Raw genomic sequence first — 18,914 nt, 5'->3', positions numbered from 1 at the left:
GCATAGAAGAATTCCTCTTATCATGGACTCTTCTCTATTAGATCAAAGAACTCGCCAAAAAGCGAGTTCTTTGTCATCAATCTGAGACGCTTATTAGCGTCTTTTTATTTTTCTAGTTAATTTCAATTTTAGCTTTTGGCTGATAGCGTGATGGCCAAATTTTCTCAGCAGGAACTTGCAAGTAATCAGAAATTATTCGCTCATACTTAGGGCAATGTCGATACAATGCGTTTCTCAACGTATCTGCCTGCAAGCCACTGGCTCTTGATAATGCCCTTAAATTTCCGCCCCTGATTTTAATTTCACCTACGACTCTAGATGGAGTCCAGTCTTGATCTTGTTCTCTCATTATGAGATCCTCTATTAGTTAAATTCTTGCTATTGTAGAGATTATCGGTATTAAAATACTTAAAATATAAAAAAACACTAGCAAAGGATATCACATAAAAAAACGAATTAAAATAACAAAAGCAAAAAAAACACAAGTAATGGAATAAAAAATGACTAAAAACAATGTAAAAAAACAAAATGAATTTGAAAAAACGCGCATATTAACCGAGACAGGGGTAATTCATTTTAGGGATAGATTAAACTTAGTATTAGAAGGAGCATCTGGAAACGCTTTCGCCAAAAAAGTTGGTATGTCAGAAGCGGTAATACGTGATTACTTATCTGGCAAAACCTATCCGGCCTTAAATAGACTGGCCATTATTGCCCAAAAATGTGATGTACCCATTGAGTGGTTAGTGACAGGCAAAGGAGAGTGCCGTTTACTATCTGAATCTGGAGGCCGGAATTCAGTATATATTCCATTTCATCAATTGAACGAAACAAGTAAATCTTATTCCCAAATAGAATCCATTCCGTTCGAAATTACCTTAATAAAACATCTAGGTTGCAATCACGAAGACTTAACTGCGGTTTGGGCAAAAGGCGACAGCATGGAACCCACGATATCAAATCATGATATTCTGATTATCAATAAAGCCCATCACAAACCGATTGATGGCTATTTGTATGCTGTTGAATATGAAGATCAAATCTGTATTAAACGAATTCAAAATCAAGGTGTTAATTTGGTATTACTTTGTGATAATCCTAAGTACCCAGCTATTATTGGTGAGAAGAATGAATCACAAAATTTTAAAATTATTGGACTTGTTATTTATCTTTTAAAAGATCTTAACTAAGCCCCATTTAACCTTAATAATAACATCTTTATCAGTTTTTACTGATAAAGATGTTTTAACTTGTATAAACTCGTTTTTTTCCACGAAAAATAAAACTAAAAAAACGTGAAAAAGTTTCAGAAAACTATGCGTTTTAGTATAAATTTTATGTAAAGTTAATTTAAATAAAAAATCAATACAGCGATAGCTATCCGCATAACTTTATGCTTTTTTCCATAGTTATGCTAAAATTAACTCCAATTTTTTTATTAATTTTACCTATTAATACAGTCGCAAATATGAAAACTCGAAAAAAAGTCGTTGTCGGTATGTCTGGTGGTGTGGATTCTTCTGTCTCGGCTTATTTATTACAACAACAAGGATATGAAGTTGTTGGATTATTTATGAAAAATTGGGAAGAAGATGACACAGAAGAATATTGTTCAGCCGCTGTCGATTTAGCGGATGCGCAAGCAGTTTGTGATAAATTGAATATTAAATTACATACTATAAATTTTGCAGCAGAATATTGGGATAATGTATTTGAACATTTTCTATCCGAATATAAAGCAGGTCGAACACCAAACCCAGATATATTATGTAATAAAGAAATTAAATTTAAAGCTTTTTTAGAATATGCAGCAGAAGATCTTGCAGCTGACTTTATTGCCACAGGGCATTATGTCCGTAAACGTCAAATAGGCGACAAGGTTGAATTATTACGTGGCATCGACACTAACAAAGATCAGAGTTACTTTCTTTATACCTTAAGTGAAGCACAAATAAGTCAAAGCTTGTTTCCTGTTGGTGAGCTTGAAAAACCCGAAGTGCGTAAAATTGCACAACAGCTTGGCTTAGCTACCGCAGCTAAAAAAGACTCAACGGGTATCTGTTTTATTGGTGAACGCAAATTTAGTGACTTTTTAGCCCGATATTTACCCGCACAAGCAGGTAATATTCGCACGGTTGATGGCAAAGTCATCGGTCAACATCAAGGTCTGATGTATCACACATTAGGGCAACGTAAAGGGCTAGGTATTGGTGGCTTAAAACAAGCCGATGACACACCATGGTACGTTGTTGACAAAGATCTTATCAATAACGAACTGATTGTGGCACAAGGTCATGATCATCCTGCGCTATTTTCTGATGGATTAATTGCTCAGCAACTTCATTGGGTGGACCGTAAAGTAGTAACCAAACCATTTAGTTGTACCGTAAAAACGCGCTATCGCCAACAAGATATTGCTTGCCAAGTTATCCCATTAGGCGATGACAAAATCAAAGTTATGTTTGATAATTCAGTTGCAGCTGTTACGCCGGGTCAATCTGCCGTCTTTTATAAGGATGAAGTCTGTCTTGGTGGTGGTATTATAGAAGAAAGAATTAAAAGCAATAAGGAGTATTAAAGTGAATAATAAATATCATCATATTGCTATCGCTCTTGCTGGTGCTACGCAAAGTGCCATATTAGTGCCCCAACTTGCTAACACAGGCGCTTGCAGTACTATGCTTTATGAACAAACAATAAAAAGTGTATTTAAAACCTCGCCAACAACAACGGCCGATGTTTATGATGGTATTAAAAATATCCAAACAGGATTACAAACGCTAATACAACTATTATCGTCTGGACAAAAAGAACAAATGCAAATAATTCGCTACCTGTTTGGCACGCTTAGTATTACAAGCAAATTATTAAAAAATAATGACGCATTAGATAATATAGACCAGCGATTAAAACGCATTGCAGGACTTTATTCAGAGATGAATGATGAAACTGTTAGGGCTCATGTGAATGATCTGTCTTACTCATTAGCGGGAATTTATTCAGATATCATCAGCCCAATATCAACGAAAATCAAAGTTATTGGCAAAGCCGAATTTTTACAAAACTCAATAGTACAAGCTAAAGTAAGAACGGCACTTTTGGGGTGTGTTCGATCGGCCATTTTATGGTATCAAGTTGGCGGTAGTCGATTTCAGTTTATTTTTTACCGTAAACGTATTTGTAATGCCGCACAACAACTATTAGACCAAATTAATCGCGCAAACTAATTTACGCTTTATAATTGATATTTCAAAATAGCAACGGAGTTAAACTGATGGAATTATCTGCACTCACAGCCCTTTCACCAATTGATGGACGTTATGGCGACAAAACAACAGAATTACGCACCATTTTTAGCGAATATGGTTTATTAAAATACCGCGTTCAAGTCGAGGTTTGTTGGTTGCAAAAGTTAGCCTCACAAGCAGATATTTTAGAAGTTCCAACGTTAAGTCAATCAGCTATCAATCATCTTAATCAAATTGTAGACCAATTTAGTGAGCAAGATGCAAATCGCATTAAAGAAATTGAAAAAACCACGAATCATGATGTCAAAGCGGTAGAATATTTTTTAAAAGAAAAAGTCAGTACCAACAAAGAATTACACGCTATTAATGAATTTATCCATTTTGCCTGCACATCAGAAGACATTAACAACTTATCTTATGCATTAATGCTAAAAACAGCCAGAGATACCGTTTTAGTGCCCTATTGGAATAAACTGATTGACAAAATCACCGCGCAAGCAAAAGCCTATCGCGATTTACCGCTACTTTCAAGAACACATGGTCAACCCGCTACACCATCAACTATTGGTAAAGAGTTTGCTAATGTCGCTTACCGCCTAAAACGTCAATTAAAACAACTACAATCGGTTGAGATACTAGGTAAAATTAATGGTGCAACAGGCAATTATAATGCACATATGGTTGCTTACCCACAAGTAAATTGGCATAAATTCAGCGAAGAATTTGTTAGCTCGCTAGGATTAAAATGGAACCCTTATACCACACAAATTGAACCCCATGACTATATTGCCGAATTTTTTGATTGTGTGGCGCGCTTTAATACCATTATGATCGACTTTGATCGCGATGTTTGGGGATATATTTCATTAAATCACTTTAAACAAAAAACTATTGCTGGCGAAATCGGCTCTTCAACCATGCCACACAAGGTTAACCCAATCGACTTTGAAAATTCAGAAGGAAATTTAGGTATTGCCAATGCGATCATGAACCATTTAGGTAGCAAATTACCTATTTCCCGCTGGCAACGCGATTTAACTGATTCAACAGTATTACGCAATCTAGGTGTAGGTATTGGTTATGCCATTATAGCTTACCAATCAACCTTAAAAGGCTTAAATAAACTGGAAGTTAATCACGATTACTTACTTGAAGAACTTGATCGAAACTGGGAAGTATTAGCCGAACCAATCCAAACAGTCATGCGCCGTTACGGCATTGAAAAGCCTTACGAAAAACTAAAAGAACTAACCCGAGGAAAACGTGTTGATGCCAAAGGCATGCAAGAATTTATTGACTCGTTAGATCTGCCTGAAAGTGAAAAAACACGACTAAAACAATTAACACCGGCTAACTATATTGGTTATGCTGTTAGCTTTGTTGATAATTTAGAATAATGACTAACATTCAATTAGCCTGATACCAAACACTCTGTATCAGGCTAATTGACTATCAAGTGTTCAACTTAATCAAACCGACGTATAAGTTACAAAGTTAATATAAATAACTTAAACCAAAAAACAAAAATAGAGAATTCAATTGAACATTCGCATTGCAACACGTAAAAGCCCTTTAGCACTATGGCAAGCTAATTTTGTTAAGCAACAATTGCTAGCTGCTCACCCTCACTTGACAGTGGAATTGATTCCCATGGTTACTAAAGGCGATATATTGCTAGATAGTCCCCTATCAAAAATCGGAGGCAAAGGGCTATTTGTTAAGCAACTTGAACAAGCCATATTAAACAACCAAGCGGACATTGCCGTTCACTCCATAAAAGACATTCCTGTGGAATTTCCGAAAGGATTAACGCTCGCTACAATATGCAAACGAGATGATGTACGTGATGCATTTATTTCAAATAAATATTCAAATCTAAATGAGTTACCAAATGGTGCGGTAATTGGTACATCAAGTTTACGACGTCAATGTCAGTTACGAGCAAAATATCCCCATTTGAAAATTAAAGATCTTCGAGGCAATGTGGGTACTCGCTTAGCTAAGCTTGATAATTATGAATATGATGCCATTATTTTAGCCTCAGTTGGTTTAAAACGTTTAGCATTAGAAGATAAAATCAAACAGTACATTGACACCAGCTTAATTTTACCGGCTGTCGGACAAGGCGCAATTGGCATCGAAACGCGAACAGATGATAAACAAATATTAGAGATTCTGTCAGTGCTTGATGATAAAAATAGTCGAGTTTGTATTCAGGCAGAACGAGCCATGAATAAAGCGTTACAAGGTGGATGCCAAGTACCCATTGCTTGTTATAGCCAGTTAAACAATGAGGTCTTATCATTACAAGGCCTTGTTGGACGCATTGACGGTTCAAAAATAGTCAAAATCGCATTAACAGGTGATATAACCGAGGCTGAAAAGCTAGGGCAAGAACTGGCAAAACGCTTACTAGAACAAGGTGCAAAAACAATATTACAGGAATTGAATGGCGGATGATTTATGTCACTAGACCCTCTCCTGAGGGTGAAATGCTTACCCAACTGTTTAACCAAGCAAAAGTGCCTGCACAACATCTGCCATTTTTTAATATTTCACAAGGACATGATCTGCTCAATTTACAAGAACAGTTAAATCAACTTTTACCCAACGATATTGTTATCGTTGTTTCACCACAAGTAACACATGTTATTAACACTTACCTTTCCAATCTAATATTACCAGCTAACCTGCGTTATTATGCGATAGGTAAAAAGTCAGCACAATTATTTAGCCAATTTACCACAGCTAAAGTCAATTACCCTAACATAGAAAATAGCGAAGGACTATTAACAAAACTCCAACAAGAACCTGTACAACATCACACTATTTTGATTTTATGCGGTAATTCAGGTCGGCAATTATTAGCTCAAACACTAACAAATCGAAAAGCCAAGGTAAAATCAATAGCCTGTTACTGCCGTAAACCGATCCACTATCCACCGAATATATTATCCAGTAATATGGAAAAGCAAATTATCATTATTATTACTAGCCTAGAGCACTTAATTCAGCTTGAATTATATAGCAATCTTGAACATAAAACACGGGCTACTCTTGTTGTAACCAGTCAACGAATCTTTGCAAAAGCCAAACAATTCAAATGGCAAAAAATTCTACTGGTCAATAGCGCAAATAATCAAAAACTTTTTGAGGCTGTAACGGTAAACTACGGTATGACAAAATAATTTAGATAGGTTCGGAAAGTAAATTATTGGTCAGTATTACAAGAAAATGATGTTCAAGGCTAAATAGATAATAGCTATTAAAAACATGATGGTTAATTTACTTAAATTGATAGTAATAACCTACCTAAAAGTAGTCTATGATACTTGCTTATTAAGGCAATCATTAAAATTTATTTAAAACAATATTAACTCTATGTCATAATGCCAATATAAATTTCTAATAAACCTAAATGAGGTCATTTATGCCGCCAAGACATTATGGTGCCAATGCAACACTATCAACAATGAGTACAACTTCATTTAGTCAACCAACAGCGATTCAAAATGAAGCGAATAAGACTATGAAAGAAGACACAAAAAATCAAGAAAATACACAATCTATTCCAACAGTGGAATCTAAAGCTCGTCCACAAGCCAATAATAGCAACCACGCCAATAAAACAAACAACGCACCTGTTTCAAAACTCTCTATTATTGCTATAGCATTAACCGCTTGTTTAGGTGGCTTTGGTTTTTATTATGGTCACCAGCAAATTGAAAAGCAAAAAAAGACTATCTCAACTTTGCAAACTGAATTGGCCAATTTAAAACAGACAACCAAGCAGAGTATAACAACCGATTTGCAAAATAGTATTACCGACGCTATTAATAAACAAAATCAGCAATTCAATTTGTTAGAACAACGCGTGGATCGTGAACTTAGTGATCAGCAAAAAATACAACAACAATTAAGTAATCAAATAAATGATACTTCAAAACTTACCGAACACAGTCTACAAAACATTAACGAACGTTTATCTGCCATGTCAGCGACTGATCACCATGTCTGGCTAATTTCACAAGCAAATTATTTAGTACATTTAGCAGGTCGAAAAATTTGGAATGACCAAGATTACACATCAGCCCGATTACTACTAAAAAGTGCCGACGAAAGCCTAGCCCAAGCTGATGATCCGAGCCTATTACCAGCACGACAAGCCATTAGTAAAGATATCAATTCGCTTTCTCAAGTAAGTTTTATTGATACCGATGGCATTATTATGAAACTCATTGGTTTATCTGAATCGCTTACCGAATTACCTTTAGTGGGTAATTACAAAGATATCGATCTTGGCATGACTTCATATAACGAAGATACTACAAGTACAGAAACTAGTAACGCTCAAGCAGAACAGGCAGATAACAATCAGCAAGCCCGAGCGCACAATGCAACTGATAAGTTTAATAATGATGTATCATCATCAGTCAATAATTGGTCGAGTAATTTATTAACTAGTGCCAAAACCTTTATGGATAAATTTATTACCATTGAAAAGCTTGACGATAAAGATCACAGCTTTAAAGCGTGCTTAGAACAAGCGGGTAAAGATGAAAAACAGATCGTCAAGTGCCAAATATTAAAAGCGCCACTAAGTTTAGAGCAATCACTTTATCTGCGCGAAAACATTCGCTTCCGACTATTGATTGCCGCACAAGCAGTGCCAAGACATCAAGATCTCATTTACCAGCGTGCGCTTAATGATGCTGCAATTTGGGGGAATGCTTATTTTGATGGAAATGCACCAAGCGTTAAAGCCTTCATTGATGAGCTTGATAATTTGCAAAATCAATCCATCAGCAATCAAAACGTACCAGACAACCTAACTAGCATTGGCGAGCTTGAAAAATTAATGCAGACCCGCGTTCGTTCAACGTTGACAAAATAGGAGAATAATAATGATAAAAATACTAATTATTTTCTTAGTATTAGTGGGCGGATTCTTTCTGGGACCATTATTGCAAGGACACCAAGGCTCAGCGGTATTTGAATTTGCTAGGTATCGTGTCAGTATGTCATTTTATTCATTTATCATTCTTGAATTAATTGGCCTGCTGTGTCTTTATTTAATTTATTGTTTTTTTAATAAGATATTTAACTCCAAAACGGCGTTAGGCAATTGGTTACGCTTAAAGTCTCCTCAAAAATCGATAAAACGCCTAGAACAAGCACAAATGTTATTGCTAGAGGGTGATTACCAACAAGCTGCTAAACTTTTTATCAAAAGTGCTAAAGGAGCAAAAAATACCACCTTATCGTATTTACTTGCCGCACAAACCCAAATCGATAACAATGAATTCATTAAGGCCAATCAATCACTTGAACAAGCCGCTAGAAATTGTCAACCTAAAGCGTTATTTGCCTTCCAATTAGTACAAATTCGATTGCAACTAAAAAACCGTGAATACGCTGCTGCTCGAATAACGTTAGATCAGTTACTAAACGAAAAACCTCGTCATGCTGAAGTACTTAAATTGGCAGATCAACTTTATTATGAAATGAGTGACTACCAAGCAATTATTGACCTATTGCCTGCAATGTACAAAGCTAAAGTGTATAGCGAATCCCAATTAGATCTGTTTAAACAAACAGCTTATATTGGTCGAATCGAGCAATTAGCAACTAATAGTGATGTACAAACACTCGTAAAATGGTGGAATTCACAACCAAGAGCCATTTTGAATAATATTACTTATCAAAAAGCAATGGCCAACTATCTTCAACAACTGGGACAAGATAGTGAAGCTAACAAGCTATCAAAATCAATTGGCAAACTTGAGGCAAAAGAAAGGACATAAACAGGGCATTTGCCCTGTTTTTGCTCCTGCTCGACATAACAATTTACCACAACAACATTCAAAATTAGTTATTGCTCAATCAACCCATAAAATAACGAATTAATGCCATAAAGCACATACCAGCAACTACAATGCACATCAAGTTTTTAGTTACAAAGGCAACAATTGCGGTTGGAATTGTAGCTAAACAATATTCCACATTAAAATCCGGAAACTGCCCTTGTTTTGCCACAAATAGGTTTTGTACAAATAACGCAGTTAAAATACATAAAGGCACGTACGACAAAAAACGAATGACAATATCAGGTAACTGAAACTTTCGAACTAACATAAATGGAATGACTCTTGGCAACCATGTTACGAGTCCACACCCTAAAATGATTAATAAACTATAAATTGTCATACATCACGATCCATTACTATTCCCATAAAACAACCACAAAAAGTACTGATTAAAATTGCCATTTCAGGTGATACAAAGCGCATTAACAAAATCAACATAACCGCAACGGTTAACATGGCTAAAAGTCGATTTTTAAGACTTTTGCTTTTATCACCAATCAATTGTAAATAGAGCAAACCAACAAACATAGCCACTAAAGCATAATCTAAACCAAATTGAGTTGGGTCTGGTAACCACTCACCAATTAAAGCACCTAGCAAACAAGATAATATCTAAGTAATATAGGCAGTTAAATTAAGCCCATGCATCCAAGCAGCATTAACAGGCACTTTATTGGTAATTGCATTCATTGCCACGGCAAAACTTTCGTCAGTCAATAAGCTACCAATACCAATATTATTGAATAAAGAGAATTTTCGAAAAGCCGGTGCAGTTGCCATACTCATTAAAAAATGACGTGAATTAACTAAAAAAACTGTAAAAATAATTGCTGAAATGGGTGTCGCCACCATCATTAATCCGGCAATAATAAATTGCGCTGCTCCAGCATAAACAATGATAGCTAATAATGTCACTTCGAATACTGATAGATGAGCCGATTTACCCACCACACCAGCGGCAATACCAATACCAATATAGCCAAGTAAAGTTGGAACACAGGCATAAATGCCGTCTTTAAATGTCAAAGGCATAATAATTCCTTGATGATAATATTCTATAGATTAATATTGTTTTTATTACAAAGAGGTACTAAAGCGCGCTGTTTGAGCCTATTATTTACTAAAACTTATGCACTAAATTAAATAACTTAACTGACAATAAACAACAATATATTACCAAATTTTGCTATAATATCGCTTAACTAATATTAATGACAATCAAAATAACTTAATAGCAATTAACGTGGCAAACCTATCTATGTATACAGGAACTCTATTTATTATCTCTGCACCAAGTGGTGCTGGTAAATCAAGTCTTATTCAAGCTTATTTAGCCCAACAAAGTCTGCATCAAGCTAAAGTGTCCATTTCGCATACTACGCGCAATCCTCGCCCTGGCGAAACGCATGGCAAACATTATTATTTTGTAGATCACAAAAACTTTGAATCCTTAATTGAACAGCAGGCATTTGTCGAATATGCTAACGTATTTGACCACTATTACGGTACATCTAAAGCCGAAATCGAACAAAGCCTATCGCAAGGGATTAATGTCTTTTTAGATATTGATTGGCAAGGTGCTAGGCAAGTACGCAAAAAAATGCCTCAAGCAAAAAGCATATTTATATTACCGCCTTCACTAAAAGAACTTGAAAACCGCCTAGTTAAACGAGGACAAGATGACAGCAGTGTGATTGCCAAAAGAATGCAAAAAGCACAAGACGAAATTTCGCATTATAACGAATATGACTATGTCATTATTAATGACGATTTTGATACCTCATTAAATGCCTTGAGCGCTATTATTACTGCTGCCAGCTTAGAGCAATCAAAACAGACCATCACCTATAAGCAATTATTAGCAGATTTGTTGGCAGTTAATTAAAATTAAGATATAAAAAATATCGCCAGAAATCGGCGATATTTTTTATCGAATAACTTAATGACCTAATGCTTTATCGGCCTGATCGTTTTGAATCAACTCTAGCTTATAACCATCCGGATCTTCAACAAAAGCAATAATGGTTGTTCCCCCTTTTACTGGTCCAGCTTCACGCGTTACTTTGCCTCCAGCCTGTTTTACGTCATTACACATTTTAGCAACATCATCAACACCAATAGCGATATGCCCAAATGCTGAACCATGATCGTATTGGTCAGTGCCCCAATTATAAGTTAACTCAATAACTGAACTGGTTGTTTCATCTCCATATCCTACAAAGGCTAATGAATATTTGTATTGCGTGTTTTCACTAGTTCTTAACACTCGCATTCCCATTACACGAGTATAAAAATCAATTGAACGCTGAAGATCACCAACTCGGATCATAGTATGTAATATACGCATTGCTTTATTGTCCCTTATAACGATTAACAATTTATTTAAGTTTATACGTTAGTATTCAGACAGGCAAATTTTTGTTGAAAATTGAGTGTTTATGGACAAAATGCAAACAACAATGACAATTGAATTAAGTTGGTTGATAAGTTAGGTATTTCGCTCACCATCAAGATGAGCGAAAGTGACTGTTAGCTAAGGACAATATGCCCACAGCTAAAGATAAAAATTAACTACTATTTTTTTGGACTGCTATTATAACGTGGTGATGCGCTAATTTGCTTACCGTTAGTGACTAAACGAACAGGTTGACCCGCGTAGAACTCATTAACCGAACCCTTTTGGACAATAACTATATTTGAACCATTTTTTTGCTTGATTTCTAACTCAACACCGCTAGCTTGGCTAGCTTTATTTTGAATTGCATCCCCCAAAATTGCGCCACCAATAGCACCAGTTGCTGTAGCTAATACACGTCCTGTACCATCGCCAATAGTATTACCTAAAACGCCACCTAGCACAGCACCACCTAAACTACCCGCTACATTTTCGCTCTTACCATTTGACGCATTAGTTTGAATTTTAACTGGACGTACTGAAACAACTGTACCATAACTCACCTGTTGAACTTGTTTTGCTTGATCTGCAGTATAGACATCGCCGGAATAAAGATCACTATTACTACATCCAGATAAAATTGCAGCTAAAATAGTTAATGTGACGATTTTTTTCATAATTGATTCCTCATATAATATTCATGCAAATTTTTTATATATAGTTTAGAATAATATTGTTTTATAAAAACAACAATATCATTTTCATTATTTTATCAATAGCCAATACAATTTATACTTAAGTTGAGTTATACTCAGCGCAATATTTTATCAAGCATACATTGGATATATGAAACGGTTATTTTTTCAATTAATATTATCAGTTATGATAGCTGCTTGCCATGATGCTAATCAATCGCCTAAAAAAACCGATAGTGCTGTTTTTGAACAGCCATCGAATGATTGTTTAGATAACAAACCGGCTAATGGTACACATTTTGACAAGATTCCGGCTTTAAAATGTCCCGTAAAATAATTTAATAGGCATATGTAACATAATGAAAACTATCGAAATCGACGAAGAACTATACCAATTTATTGCAGGCCAAACCAAACACATTGGCGAAGATGCATCAAGTATATTACGACGTTTATTGAACATAAACCAACCTACGTTGGCAAAACAACATATCATCGCACAAAAGGAAAATCATTATCCCCTTTTTAATGACTTATTAACTAGCGAAACATTCACAAGCGAAAAATCAATAATAAGTCGCTTTATATTATTACTTAGTGCACTGTATAACTATAACCCTGCACTTTTTGCTATTGCTGCCACATCATTACATGGTAGTAAGCGACAATATTTAGCCAAAGATAAACAATTACTCGAAAAATCGGGCAAAAACACTAAACCCCGCGAAATCATTGGCACGCCTTATTGGGTGATTAGCAATACTAATACGGCCAGAAAACTGTATATTATTGAATCAATAATGAGTGATATGGGGATATCTGAAACCATGATACACCAAGTTACCAACGCTTTTTTACCTTAACAGAATACTGAAAAGCAAATATAAAGCTAAAAACGCGATATGAGCTCAAGCAATTCACGTAGTTAGCTATTATAAAATCTTATTTTATGAAAAGGAGTAAAAAATGGCCCAGCAAAGCCGCGCAGGATTGTTAGCTCAACCATCTGATCTTATTAACGTTGAAACATTACGAAATGACTATTACCAAATCCAACCTGATACGGACAATGCTAGCCAATTAGTTATTTTTGGTACATCAGGTCACCGCGGAAGCTCTAATAAAGGTACATTTAATGAGACACATATATTAGCCGTTGCCCAAGCGATTGCCGAATACCGCAAAACAAATAACATTACAGGCCCTTGCTTTATTGGTCAAGACACCCATGCCTTGTCAGAACTTGCACTAAAATCCGTACTTGAAGTGTTTGCTGCTAACCAACAAACGGTGGTTATAGCGCGTGATTGGGGCTATACACCAACGCCTGTCATTTCACATGCTATTTTAACCTATAATCAAGGCAAACAATCACAACTGGCAGACGGCATTGTTATTACCCCATCGCATAATCCACCTGAAGATGGTGGCATAAAATATAACCCTACCAATGGCGGACCTGCGGATACCGACATCACCAAACAAATAGAAAACCGTGCCAACGAACTACTAAAAAACAAACTCAATGGCGTAAAACGTATTACCTTAGATAAGGCTATAAATTCAAATTATATCCATACCAAAGAATACGAAACCGACTATATTAACGATCTTGAAAATATTTTAGATCTGTCACTAATCAAATCATCATCACTTAAAATTGGCGTTGATCCACTTGGTGGTGCAGGCGTTACTTATTGGCCACGAATTGCTGAAAAATATGGTATTAACCTCAATATTGTCAATAATAAAGTCGATCCAACTTTCAGCTTTATGCATCTAGATCATGATGAGGTCATTCGCATGGACTGCTCAAGCCGTTGGGCTATGGCTGGGTTATTAACATTAAAAGACCAATTTGACTTAGCCTTTGGCAATGACACCGACTTTGACCGTCATGGCATTGTGACGCCAAAAGGACTAATGAACCCAAATGCCTACCTTTCCACCTGTGTTAATTACTTGTTCCAAAACCGCCCACAATGGCACAAAGATATCGCAATTGGTAAAACGCTAGTCACAAGCTCAATGATTGACCGAGTGGCAAATAGCTTAAACAAACAGTACTTAGAATACCCAGTTGGTTTTAAATGGTATGCCGATGGACTTTATCAAGGCAAACTCGGCTTTGCAGGCGAAGAAAGCGCAGGCGCATCGTTTTTAAGAACCAACGGCAAAGTTTGGACAACAGATAAAGACGGTATTATTTTATGCCTACTTGCTGCTGAAATGACAGCAAAACTAGACAAAAATCCGCAAGAGCAGTATCAACAACTCGAAGCGAAATTTGGTGTTTCTTATTACGGACGAATCCAAGCCCCCGCATCGTTTAGTGAAAAACAAAAACTAGCCAAATTAGATGCCAGCCAATTAACTACCGACAAGCTCGCAGGCGAAAATATCACCCAATGCCTAACCACCGCACCAGCAAATAATGCACCAATTGGTGGACTAAAAGTTATCACTGAAAACGGCTGGTTTGCCGCTCGCCCTTCAGGCACAGAAGATGCCTATAAAATTTATGCAGAAAGCTTTATAAGCAACGAGCATTTAAATACACTACAGCAAGAAGCACAAGAAATTGTAGCCAAAGTAATTAAATAATTACTCAAAAGTAAATAAAAATGGCAACTGTATGGTTGCTATTTTTTTATTAAAGCAGGTTAAATTGGCTTTTAGATATTTTATCTATTAGATGAAATAAATAATATTAGTGTCAAATTCTGGATTGAAGATTAGCAAATCCCTCAATTCCCTTGCCAAACATTCTTGTTTAACGTACTAATCTTGTTTTATTTTTTATAACCTAGATAAATCCCAATTTAGCTCAGCACTATTTTTACAAACTGATGTGTTAACCCAATGTCTTTATATCACTACATGTACTTATTCCAATAATGAACGTGAATATCTAGGCATAGGTGCACTCCTATTTGTTAAAACATGTAACAATCATCTTATCAATTAAAAATTTAAAAAAACTGCCTGCCCACGAACAAATGGGAAAGCAGAAAAAGTAATACGCACTTTAATGGAAATATGGCATAAACAGCAAACATTCGAAATATTCAAAAGATAGACAATAAAAACTTAAGCAATTTATTAATTTTTATACTACAGTTAAACCGCATAAAGCGATTTTGAAGAAAACACCTTACGAGTTTTTAGAGGATTATTTTAATCATGCGTGTAAACAATTCGATATTTTTCTACAGTTTAACAAATCAATCACAACTCATTATAAAGTAGAATGTAAACCCACAACCCCAATGATAATAATGGCCAGCCCAAATAACCGAGGTGTATTTTTAGGTTCATTAAATAGCAGCATATTAGCTAACACTGCTCCCGATGTGCCAAGGCCAACCCAAACAGGGTACACAATGCTCAATTCAAGATAATGAAGTGAAAAGTAAAAAAGTATAAAAGAAACAAAAAACCCCCCCCAATACAAAACAAGTCTAAGCAGACTTTTTTGCTCTGCATATAGCTTAAGGCCAATTGCACCAATTACTTCAAAAACTGATGCAATTAATATCAACAGCCATCCCATGATTAAAATTGTCCTTATATTATAATATTAACTATCAGCTCGTTTGAGTTGTACAACACCAATAATAATGAGTGCCACAAAAAAAAGCTGAATTAGCTTAATTTCTTTGTCAAAAAGCAATATATCAATTACTGTTGCGCCAACCGCACCAACGCCCGAAAATATAGCATAAACTGTGCCTGTGGGTATTGTCTTACAAGCATTGGTCAAGAATGTAAAATCAACAATAATAAGAGACACAATAATAACCCATTGCCAAAGCTCTGTTGCGATGCTAAACCCCAAAATCCAACACAATTCAAAAAAGCAGGTCAGCATCACAAATGCCCACTCTTTATTCACGCTAAACATAGCTACCTCGCTTTTGCTATTTTATCTTTTGCTGTACTATTTTTAAATATAATGCTTGATTATGCTCTATTGCTGATAAGCAATGATTAAACAAAAGATGGTTCGCAAATAGAAAATTTGCCACCAAAAGATTTTAATTGCTATATATTTCTAACCACTAAATCACAATGGTCTAATATTTATGAACTATGGCCATAGTTTTTATTATTTTTCAATAAAGTAGATAATTCTATACTGATAAAATATAAATAACAAGGACCAAACAGTATAATTCAATATTTTACGTATTATGTATAATTGGTTTATCAACTCCAATATCTTATCGCATCGTATCTTTTTATCAAGATATAAAAAAAACAGATGAATTATTAGAAAAAAATAAAAATAGTTATATTTTTCAATTTTATTTAAAATTGTTATAGAATGCTAAAATAGCAATTTTAGGTTATTTTTTCATTGAAAAATAGATTAAACGCCTTTCGCGCTTATTAAGTATCGCTACTTATAGGATATATCAAAAAGTTAAACATAATAAAATAAAGGGAAGATAGCATGTCAAAAAAATCAGACAACGAGATCAAAGTGGGTATAAAAGCCTATGTGTCACTGGTGGTGGCAATTTTGTTTTTTTCGGGGTTGTTTTTTAATGTAGAGGGTAAAGAATGGCTAGGTGCATTTGATTTTACTAGCTTAAGCGGTAAATTTGGCACCATGCTTCATCCTGAAAAGAACACCTTTGTAGGCGAAGGGGGTAACAGTGCAAGAGCTGGTTTTATTTTTGCTTTATCTCTTATACCAACGGTTATGTTAGCTTTAGGCGTGTTAGAGATCTTTACCCATTACGGCACAATCCGTGCAGCACACAAATTGTTAACACCATTATTAAAACCAATTTTAGGCGTTCCTGGCAAAACTGGACTTGCATTAATTACCGATCTACAAAGTACTGATGCAGGTGCTGTATTAACCAAAGAATTATATGACGAAAAGCAAATTACCAAAAAGGATCTGATCATCATTAGTGCTTGGCAATATTCTGGAGCAGGTTTAATCAATAACTACTTTTCGATTGGTTCAGCATTATTTGCCTCAATGACCGTGGCCATTTTTATTCCTCTTGTCATTATGTTAGTGCTTAAATTTGTTGGCGCTATACTTGTCCGCTTGGTATTAAATTCAATTTATAAAAAGGATTTTATCAATGAGTAATTCACAAAAACAAACAAATAATCCTTTAGATATCTTTGTTATTGGTGCACGCAAAGGATTCAATATCGCCATTAATAATTTAATGCCAAACATCTTAATGGCATTTGTTATCACCGAAATTTTAAAACGTTTAGGTATAATGCAATTTATTGGAACTTATTGCGCGCCAGTCATGGAAATTTTTGGCCTACCTGGCGAAGCCATTACCGTACTATTGACCGCATGGCTATCAGCATCAGCGGGGACTGGTGTTGCCGTTAACTTATTTACTAGTGGCACACTCAATGCAACAGCAATAACCATTCTTGCTCCCGCTATTTTCTTAATGGGCTCACAATTGCAATATATGGGACGATTATTAGGCGTTGCAGATGTACCTAAAAAATACTGGCCTTTACTCATGTTAAACAGTATTTTTAATGCACTAATTGCAATGGTTATTATGCGATTTATTGTTTGATAAAGGAGATCTCAATGTCTAATGTATTAGAACATTATCAATATTTACATCAAATTCCTGAATTGGGATTTGAAGAACACAAAACATCGGCATATATTGCACAGCAGCTAGAACAAGCCGGCTATAAAGTAACCCGCAATGTTAATAACACAACAGGCATAATTGCCCAATATGATAGCGGAAAACCGGGTCCTGTTCTGGCTTTACGAGCTGATATGGATGCATTGGGTCATATCATTGACGGTAAGCATTGTGCAAGGCACACATGTGGTCATGATGGCCACTCATCAATATTATTAACTGCGGCACAAGAACTAATCAAAGAAAACAACATCAAAAAAGGACGATTAAAACTGATCTTCCAGCCAGCTGAAGAGCTTGGTTCAGGCGCTTTAGCCATGATTGAAGGTGGCGTTATTGACGATGTTGACATGATTATCGGCTTACATTTACGCCCTAAAGATGAATGTCCTAAAGGCTTTGCCTCAGCAGCCATGTACTATTCGGCATCCACTACCGTTGAAGCAAATATTCATGGAATACCTGCGCATGGTGCTCGCCCACATTTAGGCATTAATGCGCTTGATGCAGCAACACTTGCCATTCAAGCAGTTAACACCATTCATCTTGCACCAAGTTTAACCTATAGCGTCAAAGCAACACGTTGTATTTGTGATGCAGGAGTAACTAATGCTATTCCATCTGAAGCGTATGTATGTTGGGATCTAAGAACCTCAACAAACCCGGCAATGAATGAACTCAAAGCCAAAACTCTAAATGCAATAAAACTCAGTGTTGAATCTATCGGTGGCAAAGTGGATATCAATGTCACTAAAGAGATCCCAGCTGCTGAAATTGATAACGATGTCACTCAAATTATTGCCGAAGCAATTGTTGATGTACTTGGAAAAGAAGGTTTAAAAGATCCAATCTTTACTCCAGGTGGAGAAGATTTTTTCAACTATCCATGTCAACGCAATGTCAAAGCTGGTTTTTGGGGATTAGGTGCTGATTTAACCCCAGGATTACATCATCCAGAAATGAAATTCGACACTTCAGCATTAGAAAACGGCGTCAAAATAACAAAAGCCTGCGCATTAAAAGTACTTGGTTGATTTCAACTCCTATCCGCCGAT

At 35.7% G+C, this 18,914-nt stretch carries 21 protein-coding genes and 1 pseudogene; 15 read left to right on the top strand and 7 right to left on the bottom strand.

Annotation, left to right across the window (positions count from 1 at the left end):
- Positions 1 to 112: 112 nt before the first annotated feature.
- On the bottom strand, positions 113 to 349 hold the full coding sequence (locus GQ593_RS10495) for a helix-turn-helix domain-containing protein (RefSeq protein WP_065637466.1): 237 nt from the start codon (positions 347 to 349) through the stop codon (positions 113 to 115).
- A gap of 151 nt (positions 350 to 500) precedes the next feature.
- Between GQ593_RS10495 and GQ593_RS10490 the strand changes: the two genes are divergently transcribed.
- From GQ593_RS10490 to GQ593_RS10455, 8 genes are all read left to right on the top strand, one after another.
- The gene (locus GQ593_RS10490) at positions 501 to 1,190 is read left to right on the top strand and encodes a LexA family transcriptional regulator (protein ID WP_160431969.1); all 690 of its coding nucleotides are present in this window, start codon (positions 501 to 503) and stop codon (positions 1,188 to 1,190) included.
- 278 nt (positions 1,191 to 1,468) lie between these two features.
- On the top strand, positions 1,469 to 2,578 hold the full coding sequence (gene mnmA / locus GQ593_RS10485) for a tRNA 2-thiouridine(34) synthase MnmA (protein ID WP_160431968.1): 1,110 nt from the start codon (positions 1,469 to 1,471) through the stop codon (positions 2,576 to 2,578).
- A gap of 1 nt (position 2,579) precedes the next feature.
- Entirely contained in the window at positions 2,580 to 3,227 is a 648-nt protein-coding gene (gene hflD, locus GQ593_RS10480) for a high frequency lysogenization protein HflD (RefSeq protein WP_160431967.1), read from the top strand.
- Between the two features lie 47 nt (positions 3,228 to 3,274).
- Positions 3,275 to 4,645: an adenylosuccinate lyase gene (gene purB / locus GQ593_RS10475; protein WP_160431966.1), complete on the top strand. Its 1,371-nt coding sequence runs from the start codon at positions 3,275 to 3,277 to the stop codon at positions 4,643 to 4,645.
- Positions 4,646 to 4,781: 136 nt separating this feature from the next.
- Positions 4,782 to 5,708 (top strand): hydroxymethylbilane synthase, encoded by a 927-nt coding sequence (hemC, locus tag GQ593_RS10470; RefSeq protein ID WP_160431975.1) that lies wholly within the window; start codon positions 4,782 to 4,784, stop codon positions 5,706 to 5,708.
- A complete protein-coding gene (locus tag GQ593_RS10465; protein ID WP_160431965.1) occupies positions 5,705 to 6,436 on the top strand; it encodes a uroporphyrinogen-III synthase in 732 nt (243 codons plus the stop codon). The genes hemC and GQ593_RS10465 overlap by 4 nt, the downstream gene beginning before the upstream one ends.
- Positions 6,437 to 6,678: 242 nt before the next feature.
- Positions 6,679 to 8,142, top strand: a complete 1,464-nt coding sequence (locus tag GQ593_RS10460) for a uroporphyrinogen-III C-methyltransferase (protein ID WP_160431964.1) — start codon at positions 6,679 to 6,681, stop codon at positions 8,140 to 8,142.
- Positions 8,143 to 8,152: 10 nt separating this feature from the next.
- Positions 8,153 to 9,052 carry a heme biosynthesis HemY N-terminal domain-containing protein gene (locus GQ593_RS10455; protein ID WP_160431963.1) on the top strand — a complete coding sequence of 300 codons (900 nt, stop codon included), beginning with the start codon at positions 8,153 to 8,155 and terminating at the stop codon, positions 9,050 to 9,052.
- Positions 9,053 to 9,131: 79 nt separating this feature from the next.
- Here GQ593_RS10455 and GQ593_RS10450 read toward each other — a convergent pair whose 3' ends face one another.
- Together GQ593_RS10450 and GQ593_RS14275 are read right to left on the bottom strand one after the other, a co-directional pair.
- Positions 9,132 to 9,455, bottom strand: a complete 324-nt coding sequence (locus GQ593_RS10450) for an AzlD domain-containing protein (RefSeq protein ID WP_160431962.1) — start codon at positions 9,453 to 9,455, stop codon at positions 9,132 to 9,134.
- Positions 9,452 to 10,147 (bottom strand): annotated as a pseudogene (locus tag GQ593_RS14275) (AzlC family ABC transporter permease). Before GQ593_RS14275 ends, GQ593_RS10450 begins: the two are co-directional and overlap by 4 nt.
- Before the next feature lie 226 nt (positions 10,148 to 10,373).
- On the opposite strand from GQ593_RS14275, the gene gmk reads away from it, so the two are divergent.
- Positions 10,374 to 11,000, top strand: coding sequence for a guanylate kinase (gmk, locus tag GQ593_RS10440; RefSeq protein WP_160431961.1), 627 nt, complete (start codon positions 10,374 to 10,376; stop codon positions 10,998 to 11,000).
- A gap of 54 nt (positions 11,001 to 11,054) precedes the next feature.
- Here gmk and gloA read toward each other — a convergent pair whose 3' ends face one another.
- Together gloA and GQ593_RS10430 are read right to left on the bottom strand one after the other, a co-directional pair.
- Positions 11,055 to 11,462 (bottom strand): lactoylglutathione lyase, encoded by a 408-nt coding sequence (gene gloA / locus GQ593_RS10435; RefSeq protein WP_160431960.1) that lies wholly within the window; start codon positions 11,460 to 11,462, stop codon positions 11,055 to 11,057.
- Positions 11,463 to 11,689: 227 nt separating this feature from the next.
- Positions 11,690 to 12,190, bottom strand: a complete 501-nt coding sequence (locus GQ593_RS10430; RefSeq protein ID WP_160431974.1) for a glycine zipper 2TM domain-containing protein — start codon at positions 12,188 to 12,190, stop codon at positions 11,690 to 11,692.
- A 166-nt stretch (positions 12,191 to 12,356) separates the two neighbouring features.
- Between GQ593_RS10430 and GQ593_RS10425 the strand changes: the two genes are divergently transcribed.
- The 3 genes from GQ593_RS10425 to pgm all read left to right on the top strand — a co-directional run bounded on the left by GQ593_RS10425 (position 12,357) and on the right by pgm (position 14,809).
- A complete protein-coding gene (locus GQ593_RS10425) occupies positions 12,357 to 12,542 on the top strand; it encodes a hypothetical protein (protein ID WP_160431959.1) in 186 nt (61 codons plus the stop codon).
- Between the two features lie 22 nt (positions 12,543 to 12,564).
- Positions 12,565 to 13,068, top strand: coding sequence for a replication initiation regulator SeqA (locus tag GQ593_RS10420; protein ID WP_160431958.1), 504 nt, complete (start codon positions 12,565 to 12,567; stop codon positions 13,066 to 13,068).
- A gap of 103 nt (positions 13,069 to 13,171) precedes the next feature.
- Positions 13,172 to 14,809, top strand: coding sequence for a phosphoglucomutase (alpha-D-glucose-1,6-bisphosphate-dependent) (pgm, locus tag GQ593_RS10415; RefSeq protein ID WP_160431957.1), 1,638 nt, complete (start codon positions 13,172 to 13,174; stop codon positions 14,807 to 14,809).
- A 634-nt stretch (positions 14,810 to 15,443) separates the two neighbouring features.
- On the opposite strand, the gene GQ593_RS10410 is transcribed toward pgm, so the two are convergent.
- The gene (locus GQ593_RS10410) at positions 15,444 to 15,758 is read right to left on the bottom strand and encodes a DMT family transporter (RefSeq protein WP_065639205.1); all 315 of its coding nucleotides are present in this window, start codon (positions 15,756 to 15,758) and stop codon (positions 15,444 to 15,446) included.
- Between the two features lie 27 nt (positions 15,759 to 15,785).
- The gene (locus GQ593_RS10405; protein ID WP_194240578.1) at positions 15,786 to 16,109 is read right to left on the bottom strand and encodes a DMT family transporter; all 324 of its coding nucleotides are present in this window, start codon (positions 16,107 to 16,109) and stop codon (positions 15,786 to 15,788) included.
- Positions 16,110 to 16,661: 552 nt separating this feature from the next.
- Between GQ593_RS10405 and GQ593_RS10400 the strand changes: the two genes are divergently transcribed.
- The 3 genes from GQ593_RS10400 to GQ593_RS10390 are packed head-to-tail and all read left to right on the top strand — an operon-like array spanning position 16,662 to position 18,893.
- A complete protein-coding gene (locus GQ593_RS10400) occupies positions 16,662 to 17,318 on the top strand; it encodes a nucleoside recognition domain-containing protein (RefSeq protein ID WP_160431956.1) in 657 nt (218 codons plus the stop codon).
- Positions 17,311 to 17,778 (top strand): YjiG family protein, encoded by a 468-nt coding sequence (locus GQ593_RS10395; protein WP_091349585.1) that lies wholly within the window; start codon positions 17,311 to 17,313, stop codon positions 17,776 to 17,778. Before GQ593_RS10400 ends, GQ593_RS10395 begins: the two co-directional genes overlap by 8 nt.
- A 14-nt stretch (positions 17,779 to 17,792) precedes the next feature.
- A complete protein-coding gene (locus tag GQ593_RS10390; protein WP_160431955.1) occupies positions 17,793 to 18,893 on the top strand; it encodes a M20 peptidase aminoacylase family protein in 1,101 nt (366 codons plus the stop codon).
- The last annotated feature ends 21 nt before the right edge of the window (positions 18,894 to 18,914 follow it).

The sequence above is a fragment of the Gilliamella sp. Pas-s25 genome (assembly GCF_009795885.1).
Classification (GTDB): Bacteria; Pseudomonadota; Gammaproteobacteria; order Enterobacterales; family Orbaceae; genus Gilliamella.
The sequence above is the reverse complement of the archived record's forward strand: the minus strand, read 5'-3'. Positions and strand labels throughout refer to the sequence as shown.